At 70.5% G+C, this 17921-nt stretch carries 9 protein-coding genes; 3 read left to right on the top strand and 6 right to left on the bottom strand.

Annotated elements, in window-relative coordinates:
* Positions 1 to 9 precede the first annotated feature (9 nt).
* The 5 genes from drmB to DNK56_RS06280 form a co-directional block, all read right to left on the bottom strand.
* On the bottom strand, positions 10 to 1845 hold the full coding sequence (drmB, locus tag DNK56_RS06260) for a DUF1998 domain-containing protein (protein ID WP_111331216.1): 1836 nt from the start codon (positions 1843 to 1845) through the stop codon (positions 10 to 12).
* Complete coding sequence (locus tag DNK56_RS06265) at positions 1842 to 5057, bottom strand: helicase-related protein (RefSeq protein WP_111331218.1); 3216 nt, start codon at positions 5055 to 5057, stop codon at positions 1842 to 1844. The genes drmB and DNK56_RS06265 overlap by 4 nt, the downstream gene beginning before the upstream one ends.
* The gene (locus tag DNK56_RS06270; protein ID WP_111331220.1) at positions 5054 to 6967 is read right to left on the bottom strand and encodes a UvrD-helicase domain-containing protein; all 1914 of its coding nucleotides are present in this window, start codon (positions 6965 to 6967) and stop codon (positions 5054 to 5056) included. The genes DNK56_RS06265 and DNK56_RS06270 overlap by 4 nt, the downstream gene beginning before the upstream one ends.
* Positions 6964 to 11730: a DEAD/DEAH box helicase gene (locus DNK56_RS06275; RefSeq protein WP_111331222.1), complete on the bottom strand. Its 4767-nt coding sequence runs from the start codon at positions 11728 to 11730 to the stop codon at positions 6964 to 6966. The genes DNK56_RS06270 and DNK56_RS06275 overlap by 4 nt, the downstream gene beginning before the upstream one ends.
* An 81-nt stretch (positions 11731 to 11811) precedes the next feature.
* Positions 11812 to 12165, bottom strand: a complete 354-nt coding sequence (locus DNK56_RS06280) for a hypothetical protein (protein ID WP_241989777.1) — start codon at positions 12163 to 12165, stop codon at positions 11812 to 11814.
* 606 nt (positions 12166 to 12771) lie between these two features.
* On the opposite strand from DNK56_RS06280, the gene DNK56_RS06285 reads away from it, so the two are divergent.
* The 3 genes from DNK56_RS06285 to DNK56_RS06295 are packed head-to-tail and all read left to right on the top strand — an operon-like array spanning position 12772 to position 16753.
* Positions 12772 to 14871, top strand: coding sequence for a helix-turn-helix domain-containing protein (locus DNK56_RS06285; RefSeq protein WP_111331224.1), 2100 nt, complete (start codon positions 12772 to 12774; stop codon positions 14869 to 14871).
* Positions 14868 to 15860: a hypothetical protein gene (locus tag DNK56_RS06290; protein WP_199563865.1), complete on the top strand. Its 993-nt coding sequence runs from the start codon at positions 14868 to 14870 to the stop codon at positions 15858 to 15860. The genes DNK56_RS06285 and DNK56_RS06290 overlap by 4 nt, the downstream gene beginning before the upstream one ends.
* Complete coding sequence (locus DNK56_RS06295; RefSeq protein ID WP_111331226.1) at positions 15857 to 16753, top strand: DUF6339 family protein; 897 nt, start codon at positions 15857 to 15859, stop codon at positions 16751 to 16753. Before DNK56_RS06290 ends, DNK56_RS06295 begins: the two co-directional genes overlap by 4 nt.
* 23 nt (positions 16754 to 16776) lie before the next feature.
* Here DNK56_RS06295 and DNK56_RS06300 read toward each other — a convergent pair whose 3' ends face one another.
* Positions 16777 to 17904 carry a DNA cytosine methyltransferase gene (locus DNK56_RS06300; protein ID WP_241989778.1) on the bottom strand — a complete coding sequence of 376 codons (1128 nt, stop codon included), beginning with the start codon at positions 17902 to 17904 and terminating at the stop codon, positions 16777 to 16779.
* Positions 17905 to 17921: the final 17 nt, after the last annotated feature.

Genomic DNA, 17921 nt, shown 5'->3' on the forward strand with positions numbered 1-17921 from the left:
CCGGTGGGCTCAGCGCAGTGCCTCGTGGAAGAACCCTATGGACGGGTCCTCCGGCGTGCCGATCAGCAGGGCGCGGTCCAACAGGCCGTTGTTGTGCTCGCAACTGGTCTCCGGCAGGAGCACGCAGGCGTGGCAGGCGGCCAGATTGATGCCGCCCACACCGCTGCCGGTGGACTCCACGCACAGTGGATCGGCCGAGCACCATTGGGCGCGACGCAGAGCCGAGTGCAGGGCGGGTTCCAGCCGGTCGGGCTCCCCCTGCGCGACCAGGCCGCCGAGGCTTCCGGCCGAGTCGCTGGTGGCCGTGCAGATGAGGAGTCCGGCCATCGACTCGTCCGCGTACAACCGCTCTCGGAGGGAGGCTGCCGGGTAACCGCCGTCCAGGCTCCACTCGTTGATCAGGGCGTGGGCCAGCGTGTGCAGGAGCACCATGCGGGCGTCCGCCGGGGAGTCGGGCACGTTCGCGGGGTCCTGGGCGCGCTCGCGCAGCATCCGGACATGGTTGGCGCGGATGCGGTCGGCACGGGCGGCCACGGCGGCACTGCGCGCCCAGTCGTCGAGGCGCTGTTCGTCCAGACGCAGGAAGACGCCCTCGCCCTGGACCTCCATGGCCGGCAGCCAGTCCATCGGGGCGAGCGACAGTGCCGCCTCATGGACGTCGGTGTGCGTCTCCGGTGTGTCGACGCGGGAGAACGCCTTCAGGGCACGCACCTCCCGCAGACGCTTGACCAGCATCGGCCCCGTCACCCCGTAGGGGGTCAGGATCGCTTCGGAGGAGCGGGGCGGCTCGCAGACGAACTGGTCCTCGTGGTCCGTCTCGCTCTCCGGCCGGCCCGCGACCAGCCGCTCGTACTCCTGCTTGCGCAGAGCGACGTACGCGCTGTCGACGCCCTTGTCCTCCTCCTGCGGGTCGTCCTCGTGGTTCTCCGCCTCCAGAAGGGCCATGACCTTGTCCAGAGAGAACTCGTAGTCCTCCTGGAGCGTTAGGGCCTTCAGAAACCCAACCATCTCGCTGGGGTTGTCCTTCATCGTGCGGAGGTCGTCCCAGTACGCCCCCAGGCGGGCGGCGTGTCCGTCGCTCCACGGGGGGATGGACAGGGCCGTCCGCACGATGGGCTGCCAGGCGACGGACGAACCGCGCTGGAGCGTGCGCGGCTTCTCCCCGCAGTGCTCGGCGGGCGCGTTCCCCAGCCAGGGGCGGCGACCGTTGCAGTAGACCTTCAGGTCCGACAGCGCCGTGCGGCGGAACGCGCCCTCCATGGACACCTCCGGAATTCCGCAGGTGCAGGAGATGAGGATCGACCTGAGCGACGCGGTCTTGCCACTGGTGCGCAGCCGCAGCTCACCGCCGCACAGTCCGGCGTCGCCGTCCTGACGATTGTTGCGGTGCGCCCACTTCCAGTACGGGAAGTCCTCGATGTGTCCCTTGGGGCAGGCCATGACGAAGCGTGAGGGCACCAGTTCCTCGTGGCAGTCCCCGCATTCGTTCTTTCCCGGCGGGGAGTTGAACTGCCTGACGTGCTGGAGGGCATTGCAGCCGGGGCACGAGTGCCACAGGGGGAAACGGCGGACGTGGACTCCGTCCTTGCTGGTGTCGTCGGACGCCGGCGGGAGACGGAAGAACTTCACGCCGAGGACACGGGCGAGCCGGTGTTCGTGGACGGTCGGCGCGTCGGTCATGTTCCACGAGTCGATGCCGCTCACCATGAACGACTCGTTGTCGACCGCGATCATCGAACCCACCCCGTAGGTGGTGATCATCTGGGCACGTCGCACCGAGCCACGTCGCGGGTAGCTGCGCTCGGGCGCGCCGGCCCGGCGGCGGCGGGCGGGGGGCGGGGTCATCGGGATGCCTCCATGAACAGGGCGGATTCGGCGTCGACGTCACGCAGGCTCCACAGGGTGGGCCACGCGTCCTCGTCCTCGCTGTCGAACGCGCGCAACAGGGACGGTGCGCGGTTGCCGCGTTTGGGTTCGTAGAGAAGGCCGCCGTTCGCCAAGGCCCTGTCCTCCCACTCTTCCACGAACTCGTCGAAGGCGTCTGCCGTCGCCCGGTACTCGTCCGGAGCGACCGACTGCACGCGCGCGAGGAGCGCCGTGCGCACGACCTCCTCCAGTTCCGTACGGAACTCGTCGATGCGTCCGGCTCCGTCGTTCGGTGCCGCCGCCGGGATGAGGATGCGCGCCAGGGCGACGACCACCGCGTGCAGCCCCCGGTCGCGGGCGCGGGACGAGAAGGGCGTGACGCTGGTCGACTCGACCTCCCGGTACAGCGCGGAGTGGAAGTGCTGGAAGCTCTCGTAGTGGGAACGGTCGCGGGACCGGGCGGAGTTCAGCATCACGGCGACGAGACCCGGATGGCGACGCCCGACGCGGCTGGTCGCCTGGATGTACTCGGCGGTGGTCTGCGGCTGGCCCATCACCGCCATCAGCCCGAGCCGGTCCACGTCGACCCCGACCGAGATCATGTTCGTCGCCAGCAGGACGTCCACGGTGTCCGGATGGGGCAGGCGCCGCTCCAACTGCTTGAGCCGCTTCGGGATGTCGCTGGAGTTGGCCCGGCTCGTCAACTCGGTCTGCTCCAGCACCTTGCGCCTGGGGAGGTCCCCGCGCGACGCCAGGTATCCGAGGTGCGCGTCGACGTCGTCGTGGACCTGGAGTTCGGCCGCGGCCAGCAGTCGGAGGCTGTTGAAGTAGCCGACGAGCGTCCAGTACGCGTCGCGCACCCCGTCGTCGGCATCGGCGAGCGCGGCCCGGTGCAGCAGGTTCGCGTAGGTGCGGACGAGAAGGGTCGACTGGCTGGTGCTCGGGGTGAGGAGCCCCACGTACAGCCTGCTCGCCTTGCGTTCCCTCGGGGTCTCCACCGCGAACCAGGAGTCGCGGGCATCGATCCCGGCCGGGGGGAACTGCGCCACCTTGCGGTCGAAGAGCATCCTCCCCTGGTCCGAGGCACGACGGATCGTGGCCGTCGACGCGATGACCTTCGGGCTGTCGGCCAGCAGGTCCACCGCGGTCTCGTACAGGCCGGTGAGCGTGCCGAGCGGGCCCGAGATGAGGTGCAACTCGTCCTGGACGATCAGTTCCGGGGGCGGGGTGCCGTCCGCGCGGTCCCGGTTGAAGAGGGCCGCGGTCTGCACCCGCCACGGCATCGCCGCGAACTTGTCGACGGTGGCGATCACCAGGGTGGGCCGGGCGTCGTAGACGGCCTCGTCGACGAGATGGACCGGCAGGCCGTCGCGGAAGTCGCACCAGTCGTCGGGGCAGCGGACGTGCATCCGCTTGGCGTCCTCGTCGACCTCGTACTGATAGGCGTCCAGACGGGTGCCGCACCAGGGACAGGCGTGCAGCTGTACGGGGTTGCGTTCCTGGAGGTCCTTCTCCTTGCGCAGCTCGACCAGGCTCTTCTCCGCGTCCGCGAGTCGGTTGGGGGTGGCGGACTGGCCGACCCACATGCCGATCGAGATCGGCTCCGTGCCGAGCGCCTCCTCGCTGTCGAGCCGGAGACGTTCCATGGCGCAGATCAGGGCCGCGGCACGCTCGAACTGCTGGAGGGTCAGCAGCCGCAGGGTGTAGCGCATGAGTACGGTGACGCCGGCGCCCCGCTCCTTCAGCCGCAGGCGGCGCAGGAACGTGGTGAACGCGATGAGGCCGAGGTACGCCTCGGTCTTGCCACCACCGGTGGGGAACCAGAGCAGGTCCGCCACCGCCCGGTCCTCGTGGTTCGGGTCGACGATGCCTTCCAGGCAGAGCAGCACGAAGGAGATCTGGAACGGCCGCCACCGCCCGACGGTCTCGTCGGGTGCTCCCTCGCGTCCGTTCCGCACCCACTCGCTCCGGGCGCGCTGGTGGGCCATGGCGCGATTGGCGAGCCGGAAGGCCCGCATCGCGTCCGGGTTCTCGCCGAGCACCCGAATGCCCCGGCGCATGCGGGCGTGGGCCGCGCGGCACTGCTCGATCCGCTCCCGCGCGGGAGCCTCGTACGGCGTGTCCCGGAAGCCCTCCGCCTCCTTCTCCGTGCGATCGATCCACTGCGCGTAGTCGGCCATCAGGTTGTTCAGCGCGGCCAGGACCTCGTTCTCCGGGCGGGTCGCCAGGCCGTGCATGGTGAGGGCGGAGTCGTCGATGTCCGGGTTCGAATCGGTCAGCAGGACTTCGTGGGCCGGCAGGAACTGGGTGCGTACGGCCGTGATCGCGGCGGGCGCGTGGTCCGGTGTGCCGATGGCCGGAGGGGTCCAGTCCCACTCCGCCGAGCAGCCGTGACCCATGGCGAAGGTGGGCGCGTGCCGGTGGAGCAGGCGGCTCGTCGCCACCTCGGGGTCGTTCGCGCGACGGCCGGCGGGGCGCTCCACGAAGGCGCGCACCCCCGTCGGCGTGGTCACGGTGAGACGGGGCTGGTAGAGGCAGTGCGCGTCCTGGAGTTCGCGCTCGCTCACCGTCTCGGTGTTGACCAGGGTGACGGTGACCGTGACCGTGCCGGCGGCCGGCGGACGTACGAAGACCTCGATGCCCGCGCCTTCGCCCAGGGACTTACGGTGCTGCTCGGGGACGGTGACGTCGATCGTCATCGGTTCCAGGTCCAGGGCCCGCCGACGCCAGTGCTCCCGCTGGTCCGAGGTGCTGCGGGCCTCCGCCCGCTTGGCGGAGGTGGCGCGCCCCTCGGGATCGACCGGGTCGTACCTCGCGGCCTCCGTGTGCACGACGATGCTCGACGCGACCGAGGGGTCGACGGCGAAGGTGATCCCCATGGACGACGGGCGGCGGTCCCCCGTACCGGCGGTGCCGAGATCCGGGGTCGACTCCTCGACGTCCCGGCTTCCGCGCAGGAGCGGGGCCTCGTCCAGTCCTTCGGTCTCCGCCTCGTCGTCGCTGCGAGCCTGCTCCGCCTCCCGGTTCGCGGGCCGGGGGAACAGCACCCCGACGGGGTACGCCGTGACCGGCGGGTCCTGGGTCAGGATCTCGTCGGGGGCGCCGGGGCCCATGAGGTCCCGGCGCAGCTGATCGACGAGTTCCTCCCGTACGGCGTAGTGCGCGGCGTGCGGGTTCGACGCGTTGCTCATCGGTCGTTCTCCTCATGTGTGTGCGCGTCGGTCCACCGGTGACGGCCCAGCCCTGACAGCCGGGGGACCATCCACAGCCCGTGCTCGCCGAGACCCGCGCGGGCGCCGGACGCGGTGCTGCCCGCGACGGTCTCCAGACAGTCGACGCGGAAGCCCTCGATGCACGTGGGCCAGGTGACGTCCCAGGTCTTGTTGATCTTGAGCGAGGTGTACAGGTCCTGCCGGAACCGCTCCGAGACGACGGCGATCGGACAGTCCCCGTGGAAGACCGTGTACGGCGGGCTCTCGTCCGAGGCCAGGGGCATCGCGTGCTGCAGGCGCAGTTCCAGCGCGTCCCCGGCGACGACGGACGCGGCCAGGTACTCCTGCAGTGCCCCGGCGTCGTGCTCGAAGCCGTCGGTGCCCGGCGGGTGCTCGCGGGAGACGTCCGGGCCCGCGGCCGAGATGCCGTGGCGCTGGTACGACTTCCAACCACCGAGGTACAACCGGCCGGTGCGCCGGTCCTTGCGGATCAGGGCGGTCTCCGGCGCGTCGAGGCGGAACAGGTCGTCCCTGGGGCGCGTCATCGCGACATAGAGGGCTCGGGCCTCCGCGGCGGGGTCGATGTGGGTGTGCTGCTTGCGCAGCTCGGCCATCGAGGCGGGCTCGACCACGATCACCCGGTCGAATTCGAGCCCCTTGGCCCGGTGCACGGTCGACACCACGAGATCGGCCGGTTCGACCGCCGCCAGGTCGTCGGGGAACCGGCCCTGCGCCACCGCCCGCCGGACGGCGGACACGTCCAGCAGCCCCCTGGGCGCCCCCGCCGCGCCGCGCAGCGACCGCCAGATCCTCGTCCGGTCCCCGACCGGGGCGAGCGGCCCCGAGAGGAGCAGCTCCTGGAAGCGGTCCTCCGTCAGGGTCGTGGAACCCGTGCCGCGCAGCACCGCGGCCACCCAAGCCGGCACCGGCCGGTCCTGGAGGTCCCGCTGGAGCCGGTGGCGCACACCGCGGGCGAACAGGGTCTCCGACAGCACCAGGGCCTGCCGGTTGTCCCGGCAGAGGATCGCGCACGTTCCCCGGAAATCTCTCAGGGAGCCGATGGTGAAGGCGTCGTCGACGGCTCCGAACGACGGACAGGTGCGCAGGAGGTCGGTCAGCTCGCGATGGATGTCCTCGCCCGCGGCCGCCGCCGCCGACGTCTCGGACGGCAGTCGCTGGAGCGAGCCGCCCAGCGGCAGCGCGAGACCCGCCTCCGGCGTGCGCGCCCGGAAGTTGCCGGACAGGTGGAGCTCCACCAGATCGTCCGGGTAGGAGGCACGGAGCCAGTCGAAGAAGTAGTTCGTCTCCGCGGCGCGCGCGTCCTCGTCGGACACCTGGAAGCCGTAGATCGCCTGCGCCCCGTCACCGACCGCGGTGAAGCCGCAGTCGTCCTGGAACCGGTCGAGGAGCGTCTCCACCATGTCGCGCCGATCACCGACCAGGTCCTGGACCTCGTCGATCACGACATGGGCGGGGGCGCCCTGCTCACTCTCCTCCACGGCACCCCGCAGGATCGCCTCCGTGGCCTCACCGATCTGCTCGTCGAAGCGCAGCGCGCCCCAGTCCCGGTCGGGCTGCTCGGCGCGCAGTACGGCGTACGCCCAGGAGTCGAAGGTCTGCACCCGGACCCGGCGGGCCGTGCGGGCGTGGAGCGCGATCCGTTCCCGCAGCTCCCGCACGGCGGCCCTGGAGAAGCTGAGCACCAGGATCTCGCGCGCCTCCAGCGCGTCCTCCTCGTCGCTCATGAGCGCGTCGAGCCGGCGGACGAGCGTGTGCGTCTTGCCGGAGCCGGCGCCCGCCGTCACCAGGAGCCGGGTGTCCCAGGGCTGCTCGACGACGGCCCGCTGCTCCGGGGTGAGGGGAGGGCTGTCGAGGTAGGTCTCGGTCACTTGGCGCTCCACAGGTGCTCGAACCGGGTGAAGGCGAGCGCCTTGTCGTAGTTCGTGATGTTGTCCCGGACGTTGAGGATCAGGCACTCCTCCTCGCCACCGTTCCGGGGCCCGCGCAGGCCGCGGCCGATCATCTGCTGGTAGACGTTCGGACTGTACGTGGGCCGGGTGATGACGACGGCCCTGGTCGCCGGGGCGTCGAAGCCCTGGGTCAGGACGCCGTAGTTCGTCAGGACCCGCACCCGACCGCGTCGGAAGGCGTCGATGCTGTTCCGACGCTCTCCCGTGGAGGTGGCCGAGTCGACCGAGGCGGCGGTGATGCCCAGTCCCTTCAGCTTCGCCGCGAGGACCTTGGCGTGCGCGACGGACGTCGCGAAGACGAGCACGGGCCAGTCGTCCGGCATGGCGCGGATCTCTTCGAGGATGCGCTTGTTGCGGTCCTGGTCGTCGGCGAGGCGCTGCTCGGCGGCCTTCGACAGCAGGCTCATCCGGTCGGCGCGTGTCTTCTCCTCCTGGGTCAGCTCGATGGTGCCGCCGGGCAGCTCCCGGTGCGCGACCTTCGCCAGCATGCCCAGTTCCTGCAGCTCCGCGTACGGGTCGCCGGACGGGAAGACCCCGTCGTCGAGCCGGGTGGCACCGAACCGCTGGACGAGGCGCTTGGTCTCGACGTCGTTGGTGTTGCGGAACGGGGTGGCGGTGAGCCCGAGCAGATGGCGCTTCGTCTCGTGCGCCGTCAGCCCCAGGTGCGCCAGGATCTCGGTGTACTGCGGCGAGATGGCGACGTGCGCCTCGTCGACGATGACCAGGGCGGCATCGCGCAGCCAGCCGTAGGTCTCGGTGTGCAGACAGTTGCGGAGCTTGGCGTCGGTGGCGACGACCAGGTGCGGGCGGTCCGTGACCGGCCCGGCCTCGTTGGTCGTCCACAGCCGGCTGATCGTGAGCGGGGTCTCGGCCCCCACCTTCGACCAGACGAAGCTCCAGCTCTGCACGGCCTGCTCGCACAGCTCCTCGGTCTGGGCGATCCACAGGATGGGGCCGCTCAGCTCGCCCATCTGCTTGACCCAGCGGATCACGGCCTCCGCCGCGACCCGCGTCTTGCCCGCACCGGTGGGCAGCGACAGCATCCCGCGCTGCGGGGTGAGGCGATCGAGCATGGCGAACACCTTCGCCGCCAACCGCTCCTGGTAGTCGTGCAGACGCGGGAACTCCGTCGGACCCGGCACCTCGATCCGGGGCGGCAACGACGGGGTGCGCGCACCGGCGAAGGAGGCGGGGAAACCGAACTCCGAGACGAACTTCACGGCCGCGGACGACCCGGTGAAGCCGGAGGGGGCATGGGTCGGGTAGGCCGCCTGCAGATCCCTGACGTGCATCTGCAGCACCCCGTCGCCGTGCGCGTCGTACGCCAGACGCGCGATGCGGCGCGAGGACGGCTCATCGCCCCCGGGCTCCGGCGGCTCACTCTCCAGCAGGCCCGGCGGGAGACCGGCGCGCAAAGCCGTCGCGCCGATCAGCAACTCCAGCTTCTCGTCCACACCGCTCGCCTCGCGGACGCGTCGCAGGGTCGCCTGCAACTCCTGGTCGGCCTCCTGTCGGGCCTGCGCTTCGAGAACGGCCCGGCACCCGGACTCCTTGAGCCCCCAGCGCAGTTCGCGGTCGACGGCGACCAGGGTCGCGAGACGGTCCAGGGAGTCCGGCACCAGGACGGTCGTGCCCTGCACCGCGCTGTCGAGCGGGGTGGTGGCGGACCCGCGGGGCGTACGCAGCACCTCTTCCAGCTCCGAGCAGCGCAGGAGGAGCTGGTTGTTCACGGTGGAGCCCAGGCGTTGGCGAAGCGTCGGGAACTCGTCCTTCAGGAGGACGGCCTCACCGACCGCGACATGACGGATCTCCTTGCTGATGACGTCGGCATGCCGCAGCATCCCCCAGGTGCCGACCAGCAGTTCGGCGTCCTCGGCACTTCCCGCGAACAGCGCCGGGATCTGTTCGGCACGCAGCGCGCGGTACTCGGCCTCGGTCGCGGCGACGGCGATCTCGCCGTCCTCGCGGGTGCCCCACTCCGCGCCCACCCGGCAGCGGGTGAGCTGGTTCGGGAACTCCACTCCGAGCCGGGTCAGCAGCACATAGGTGCGCCCGACGAAGGCGTCGTCCTCGCTGGTGAGGAGCTGTTCGAGAAGGCGGTCCCACTGGGTGGCCGGAACCTTGTCCACGACCACGGGAAGGTGCAGCTTGCGGGCCTTCTCCGCGCTGATGTCGGCGACGGGCAGCACATCCGCGTACGCGTGCAGTTGGGGGCCGACGGCGCTCGCGAGCGGCACGATGCCCTGTGAGGTGGACACACGTCCGTATCGGTGCAGCATCCAGCGCAGTGGCGAGTAGATCACCTTGCGGGTCGATGCCTGGACACCGACCCGCAGGGTCCAGGTGTCGATGACACTGTCGTCGGGCAGCGCCTTGACGAAGGCCGCGCGGCCCTCGTCCGAGAGCAGTTCCAGCAGGTGGAGGGGGCCGCCGACGGGGGAGCCCTCCAGCTTGATCCGGGAAGGCTGGGGGCGTGGGGCGTCACTGCTCAGCGTCCTGCAGTAGCTGTCGTACATCGCGGCCCGGTAGTCCTCGAACCACGACTCGTCGGACGGCCTGTGCCCGTGCGTGGGGCGGTCCCGCATGCCGAACTCGCGCAGCACGCGCAGGTCGTCCGAGTGGAAGGACGGGTCCACGGCGACCGACGCGTCCCTGGAGCCGTCGCCCGGCACGACCGGGCCCGGCAGCAGACACTCCCGCATCCGGTGGAACCGCCCGTCCGCGGTCCGCACGAACAGGGTGTCCGACGGGTCGGGCACCCGGGCCGTCACCTCGCCGCCGACCCGGCTGCCGCCCGCGCTGTGGAACAGCTCCCAGAAGCGGTTCCAGTCCTGCGGCCCGTAGTGGTCGAGGCCCTGTTCCAGCACCCCGATGAAGCGGCCCCGGGGGTCCGCCTCGCGGATGCCGATCTCGTTGAGGTCGTGGATGAGGGACTCGTCCTCCGAGAGCCTCGGATCGATGTACGTCGTTCCGTCGCGCAACCCGTCCCGCACCGTGCGGCGGAAGACCTTGCCCACGACGGGCGCCACCAGCCCGCTCTCCTCGGTCAGCACGATGCGCGCCGTGCGGGCCTCGGCCGCGAAGGGGGATGCCTCGCGGACCATGGCGGCCAGGATGCGGATCGCGACGGCGGACGCCTCCACCGTCTCCTCGACCACCAGCGCCTCCAGCCACTCGCGCACGGTCGCGCGGCGCAGCCCGGCCTCGTCCAGGATGTGCCCGACCTTGCCCGCGCGGAACTCGGCGGCCTCCACCGAGGGGTGGATCCAGTTCGCGGGCCGACCGGGGCAGGCGCTCCACATCCGGAGCCATTCCTGCTTGATCGGCATCTTGTTGTGCGGGGCCGGATGCACGCGGATGTCACGGGGAACCCGCAGCACGCCGTCCTGGTCGGGGAGGGACGGATGCTCCGCGGCGAGCTTCCAGATCTGCTCCGTCAGGTACTTGTCCGCCCAGTTCAGGGTCTCCGATTCCTTGGTACGGCCGGGGAGCAGCGGGAGGTACGCGGCCGGGTCCTGCGCGGGCGCCAGATGCGGCAGGGATTTGACGACGAGGCGGGCGGCGACCTGAATGATCTCCTGGTTGAACGGACTGGAGTCCAGGAGGTTCTGTCGGTCCTCATTCGTCTTCCAGGCGCCGTTGAGCGCCCCCCGCAGTGTCATCGGGTACTTGGTGGGGAAGAACGACCAGAACTCGCCCCGGCCGCGCGGGGTGCTGAGCACGGTGTCGCCCGTGTACTCGGGGACGGCCCAGGAGATGTCGATGGTGCCCCGGTCGTGCATCTCGCCGGCGCTCGCCCGGGCGGTCCGGGAGGGCTGGTGGGCGTACGAGAACACCTTCCAGGCGGAGCTGGACCGGGGCCGGCCGGTCCGCGCCTCGTGAATGGTGTGCAGGAAGCCGTCGTGGTCGACGGTGATCTCACGGCGGATCGGCGGCATCGACCGCGTGTCCTCCAGGATCACGGTTCCGACGTGGTGGGAGAACAACTGGAATCCGGCGGGGAACTCGCGGCCGCCCTGTCCCTTGTTCCCGGTGTCGTGGATGTCCTTGCCGAGGCGATCGGCGGCTCCGGGCAGCAGCGGGAGGCGGACCACCGTGGTGGCCCAGCCGAGCAGGCCGTTCAGGACGGGGTCCGCGAGCCGTTCCTTCTCGGCGTCCAGCGGTCGCGCCATCCGCAGGACGGGCGCCTCGAAGTCCTCGTCGGCGGCCGCGCCCCGGGCCTTGCGGATCTCCTCGTACGACCAGGCCCGGTCGAAGCCGAACGCTCCCGAGGCGCTGAAGAACTGCGGTGCGTCCGTCACGGCCAGGATCGACTTCACACCGACGCCGAAGCGTCCGATCTGACCGCCGCGCTTCCTCGACACGCTCATGCGGAGGATGGTCTCGGCTCCCTCGGGCGTGACCGCTGTGCCCTCGTTGGCGCAGTAGAGGTGGGCGCCGGTGAGGACGACGTGCACCTTGCCGCCCGGTTCCGCGGCGATCTCGTCCGCCGCGTTCTGCACGAGCTCGAACAGTTGCCGGTCGCCATAACCGCCCTGAGTGATCCTGCGCTCGCCGTTGGCGTGCTCCAGGATCAGTCCGGGGTCGACGCGATACGTCTCCAGAACACGCGCCGACTGTTCGAGGATCTTCCGAATGACGGGCGAGGCTCCCGAAGTACCCGTCACGTCGCTGTGGTTCAAGGTGTTCCCGTTTCATGGCAGTGGGATGGACGTGGGGGGAGCGGGGGCCGGCCGCAGCGGGGGTGCGGCCGGCCGACGTACTCAACGATAGGTGTGGACGCCCGACCGGACGCCGGGTTCAGTCCAGCCCGCCGATGACGATGACGAGCACGACGGTGCGGGGGAGACGGCGCCGTACGGGTACCGGAGGTCGGTCCGGTTACGGGGACGCGTCGGGGCCGCCCGGCGGCTGCCGGGCCTGCGGCGACGCGAGGGTACCGGGCCGGGGGTGTCCTCCGTCGGGGCGGCGTCCCGACGGGCGCGAAGAGCGTCGATGCAGGGACGGGTCCTGCCGATGGCGTCGAGGAACTCCGACCGCAGCCACGGGTCCTCGAAGGAGTCGTACTGGTCGACGAGCCCGAATTCTTCGTCCGGGTCGAAATCGCTGGAACTCATGGGTGGCTGGGGCCCCCTGCTCTCATGAAATGGCGCGGGTGAACGGTGCCGGGATCGGCAATGGCGGTGGCGCACGTGCAGAGGGCTGAATGCATGTGTGTACGCGAATTCAGCAAGTGAATAATTTTGTCCGGTGAGTACGACGTTTCGGATGGGCGGGTGAGAGAAGAGAAGTGCATTTCGTGGATGCGGTCAAGGGGTTCTCGCCCTGCAGAAAAATCCGTGATCAGACGCGTGGGTGGCGTCCGGGCATGGCAAATAAGGCACCTGGAAAAGCGTGCCTCCCGAGCCCTGGTAAGAACTCTCCGATACCGACCTTAGCTGCTCGGACGGGTCTGTTCAAGAGGCTCCGGGTGCGGTTCTCGGAGGCTCGAAGCGGGCCGTCGAGAGGTTGATTCGGACTGTTCGGACAATAGGCTCGAAGGTGAATGAAGGCGGCCGATTGGGGATGTCTCCGTGCAATTGGTCCAGGGGGAAGAGCGAACATTCCGGCTACCTCCGGGGCGTGTCAAATCCCGTTATCACTCCTCGGGCAGTGTCAAATTTGGGGTACGGTGGTCCCCTGGTCACGCGCGCAGCCGAGGAGTGGTGACGTTGGACAGCGGCATGGAGTTCGGGCCCTGGCTCGCCCGACAGCTGAAGCAGGCAGGCATGAGCCAGGCCGACCTCGGTGAGCGCATCGGGATGACGCGAGCCGCGGTGTCGGCCTGGATCACCGGCCGGGCGACACCGCGTACGGAGACCATCGCCAAGATCGCCGAGGCCCTCGGCACCGACCTCGGCACGATCTACACCCGCACCGCGGACACGCTGTCCGGGCTTCCCGTCACCTGGTACCACCGGCCCGGATACGCCGACGGGGGGCGCGACTTCGGCAACGCCGCCGCCTTCGCCTTCGAGGCCGACGTCGAGGTCCTCGCCCGCGAGGCCACGCAGAACAGTCTCGACGAACGGCTCGACCGCAACCAGCCGGTCCGAGTGCGCTACACGCTCCATGAATTGACGGGCGAGACCCTGGCCAGATTCCGCGAGGAGATCCGCTGGGACGACCTCCTCCCGCACTACCAGGCGGCGGCGGCCCAGCAGCAGAAGGTCGGCCGGGTCATCGCGGCCGGTCTGAGCGACATGTACGACCGCGACCGGCTGGTGCTCCTGCGCGTCGACGACTACAACGCCTCCGGGCTGACCGGCGACGACTACGAGAACGGCCGTTTCGCGGCCGTGGTGCGGCGCCAGCTCGACAGTCACAAGACGGGGAGCGGGGCGGGCGGCTCGTACGGCCTCGGCAAGGCGACGCTCTGGGCGACGAGCCGTCTCGGCCTCGTCCTCATCAACTCCACCCTCTCCGAGCCCCACGAGGGACGCACGGAGCGGCGTCTCATCGGCCGGCTGGACCTTCCCTGGCGCGAAGTCGACGGCCACCACTGGGCCGGACCGGCCTGGTTCGGCCGCCCCGACCCGGACGCGGACAGCACGGACGTCGCCCGGTCGTGGTGGGCCGACGAGGAGCGGGTCGAGCGCCTCCACCTCACGCGGGAGAGCGACGAGCCGGGTACGTCGTTCCTGATCGTCGGCGCCCACGACGTGGCCAGCCTCGTCGATCCCGAGGCGGAGCGGAACGGGGTCGAGGACGACGACAGCGTGCAACGGATGCACAAACGTCTCGTCCAGGCCCTCGGCCGGAACTTCTGGGCCGCGATGACCGCGGGGCAGACGCGACGACCGCTGCTCGAGGCATCGGTCAGAACGCTTCGCAACGGTGCGGAGATCTTCGCGGAGGAGCGGGTCGACCCGGGCACCGAGCAGCCCGCACGCACCCGCGCGCTGCGGGCTTTCTTCGACGGGACGACCGTGGACCGGCTCACCGCCTCGGGGCAGGTGGCCAGGGCCGAGGTGACGCTCGGAGTGCCCGCTCTCGGGGGAGGGAAGGAGAAGGTCGAGCACCGGGCCGTCGTTCTCGTCACCGATGCGGACGACGTCGGCAAGCACAACCACGTGGTCACGATGCGGGGCAACCGCATGGCCGTGCGGGAAGCCCGCGTGGGGGACCTCGCCGTCGGCACCAACCCCTTCCACGCCGTACTGCTCACGGGGCACGCCGCCGGGGAGGACGCGCCGGGCGCGGACGAGGCCGAGGCGTTCCTCCGCGCCTCCGAGCCGCCCGAGCACAACAAGTGGGGGCAGACGGAGGAGCTGCGCATGCTGTACTCGCCCTCCGCGTACCGCCAGATCGCCAAGCTCACCACCGAGACGAACAAGGCCGTGCGCGACCTCGTCGCCGTCCCCAAGGCGAAACGCGCGGGCGGCTCCACCCGGCTGCGCAAGAAGCTCACCTTGGGCAGCAAGCGAGCCCCACGTCCTGCCGGGCCCTCGGCACTGCCGACGCTGGAGGAACTGGACGCCTTCGTCGACGAGAACGGCGCGTGGTGCGTCACCGGGGAGGTGAAGATCCCCGCCGGCGGGGACGGCGCTCGACCGACCCCCGTGGCGAAACTCGACGTGCGCTCCGGACCGCGCCCCGTCCTGGAGTGGGCGCAGCTCGCGGGCGTACACAACTGCGAAGTGGTGGACGGCTCCCTGCACTTCGCGCCGGGAGCCCGCAAGGCGACGTTCAGGGGTACGACCGATGTCGCCACACACCCGGTGAAGGCCGTGTACACCGGCCTCGTCGTGGAACTCGGAACCGACAAGGGGGGCCAGGCATGAGGGGCTATCCGTACCAGCGGCTGCCCGGCACGGTGACGCTGCGGGTCACGGGCGTGGAACTGCGGGGCCCCGGCGAAGCCCGTGAACCGCTCGACACGAAGACGTTCTCCACCATCGAGCAGGTGGTGGCCCTGGGCCTGGCCGAACGGGACGACTGGGAGCGGGCCAGGCTGTCGCTCGCGGTCGTCGTTCCCGGCCGCGCCACCGACCCCGACGGCCCCTGGTCCGACGTGTCGGTCGCGGTCGTGGTCACGGAGGGCGCCACCAACACCCGGACCACCGTCTGCCTGGAGCCGCTCGCCGAGGGCGGTCGTGAGTGGGCCGGCCACATCGACCTGTGGCGGGCGGACCACCTCGACCGTGCGACGATGACCGCACACGTGGTCGCGACCGTCGGCGGAGTGCGGGGACGCATGATCGCCGAGTCCGCGAAGGACTGGATCGTCGACATGAAGTCCGATGCCCCGCTGCGCGAGAGGGAACTCGACGTGTCCGAGGTCGGGTTCCGTGAGGGCCCCGAGTGGCTGAGGCCCTTCGCCGACGTGCCGTGGACCGTCGACACCTCCGGAGAGGTGCCCACCGTCCATGTGAACACCGACTTCGAGGGAGTCACGGAACTGGTCGACGGCACCGGCACGGCGGTCGAGAGCCTGGTCCGCGACCTCCTGATCGCCCAGATGTGCACGGACGTGTGGACGGCCGTGTTCCACACGGCCATCGGCGACCTGGAGGTCGAGGACGACGGCACCCCGCTCTTCCCGCAGGACTGGCGGGGCGAGGTGCTGCGGGAGATGCTCCCGGACGTCGTTCCCGACCGGCCGCTGGGCGACGCGCTCCGGGAGGTCCACGGCCGCCGGACCGGCGCGTCCGGATGGACCGATCTCCAGCCGCGCATCCACTACGCCGCGACACGCCGGGCGGACGTACCGAAGGCCCTGACGGCGACCATTCGCGGCCTCGACCGACTCGACCGGGGGACCGACGCGTGACCGACAGACCCAGCCACCTTCCCGAGCGCCTCGCGCTCCTCGCGGACCTGAACGCCGCCCGCTACATCACCGAGGGACTGCTCACCGGGAAGGAGGACGTTCCCGCCATCGCGCTCAACAAGGTCACCGAGCCGCTGCCGCGGGAGGAGGCGCGAGGAGCGCTCCAGCCGGTCCGCGACCTGGTGGACGACGCCATGCACGCCTTCCGGGACGAGAAGGTGACCGCCGCCGACGCGTGGTTGGCCCCTCGCCTCCACGCGACCCTGCGGCTCACCCGCCGGGAGGCGGCCGACCGCAGGCTGTGGAACTACCTGGCGCTGGGGGTGGCCCCCGACTACGTGGTGTGGCGGCACACGACGGAACCTCGCAAGGAGCGGGACGTGCCGAAGGCCGCGGCGACACGGTTTCGCGGCGCCTCGTACACCCAGGCATTCGCCCGGCTGTGGTGGGCGGCCGAGCTGTTCCGCAACGGCTCCGACTACGGACCGGTCGCCACCGTCTGTGCCCACCAGGACATGCTCAACACGGCCCTGCGGCTCGCCGTCATCGACCACCGGCCCACGGCACAGGCGCTGGTGAGGCTGATCGACAGCGGCACCGTCCGCACCGGCCGGGAGATCAACGCACTGGCGCAGGCGGTCAACGCGTCCGCCGCCACGCTCATGTACGACGTCATCGCCCCGGACGCCGAACGGGACGGCCGGGCGGTGGCACGGTGGATCGAGGACGCCGAGTGGGCGCCGGCGGTGCCACGCAGAGCGCTCCCGGAAGGACCGGACGAGGAGCGGGCCCCGGAAGCCTCCGTCGCCGTCCTCGCCGAGCACTTCGCGGAACTCTTCGCAGGCGCTCCCGTACGGGGGAAGAAGGCCGAGGAGGGCGACGAGACGGAGTGACCGGGCGGCCCGGAGGCCCCGTGTCAGGGTCCTTCGGGCCGGTCCTTCGGCGCCCACTTCGCGAGCTGCGTGAACCACTCGTCCTTCGGCGGCTCGCGCAGCAGCGCGGCGCTCAGGATGTGCAGGGAGAGGCGTGGCGGGATGGCGTTGCCGATCTGTTGGGCCACATCGGTGGACCGCCACGGATAGCGGGCCGGGAAGGACTGGAGCAGTCCGCCCTCTTGGGGTGAGAGCCGCTCCAGCTCCTCGCCCATCTCCTTCTCGCCCGCCTCGTTCTCCTTCAGCACGAAGAGCCGGTTGCGGCGGAACTTGCCGGTGATCGTCGCGGCCGGCTCCTCGGAGGTACGGCGCCCCCGGTTCTTCGGGTCGCCTCCGGAGCCGTAGTTGGAGACCAGGACGAAGTCGCGGGGGCGCGTGGCGGCCAGGGCGTCACCGGCCGACACCCAGGGCAGCTTGGTGGGCTTCGGCGTCGTGAACAGGGCGCCGTCCCGGGGGTCGGCGGCCGGGTCCTCGTGCGTTACCGGGCGCAGCCGTTCGACGCCCTTGCGGTACCGCTGATGAGTCGGCTCAGGGAAGTAGACGCGCCGCTCCGTGTTCCCCTTGTCCAACTGGGCGATCAGCACGGCACGTCGTCGCGTCTGCGGTACGCCGAAGTCCTCCGCGTGCAGCACATGGGCCTCGGCGGCGTAGCCGATGCCTCTCAGGAGCTTCGCGTAGTGGTTCCACACCGGCAGCACGGTGGGGACCTGCTCCAGGACCACTACCTCGTAGGGCTCCCCGCGCTTGAGCTTGGCCTCCATGATCCAACGCAGCGGCTGGAGCACGAAGCCGGTGCGGTCGTCGGACATGGCGTCGGTCTCGCGCTTGACTGCCTTCCACGCCTTCTCGAAGGAACGGAGAGTGTGGGGGAGGACCAAGCAGTCGGCGAGCCGCTTCACGTCCTCCAGTGCCTTGTGACCCTCCCGGTTGCCGGCGACCGAGAATGACTGGCACGGGGGCCCACCGGTAAGGACGTTGGCGCAAACGACTTCGTCGTCGCAAGGGCCGAGAGCAGCGACATCCGTGACCTTGGTGGTCCACAGACCGGCAGCCCGGCGTGTTGTGCAGGTTGCCTCGTCCCACTCGACGCCCACGCTTTCCACGTCGTCCATGATCGTGGCGGCGATAT

The organism is Streptomyces sp. AC1-42W, from assembly GCF_003248355.1.
GTDB lineage: Bacteria > Actinomycetota > Actinomycetes > Streptomycetales > Streptomycetaceae > Streptomyces.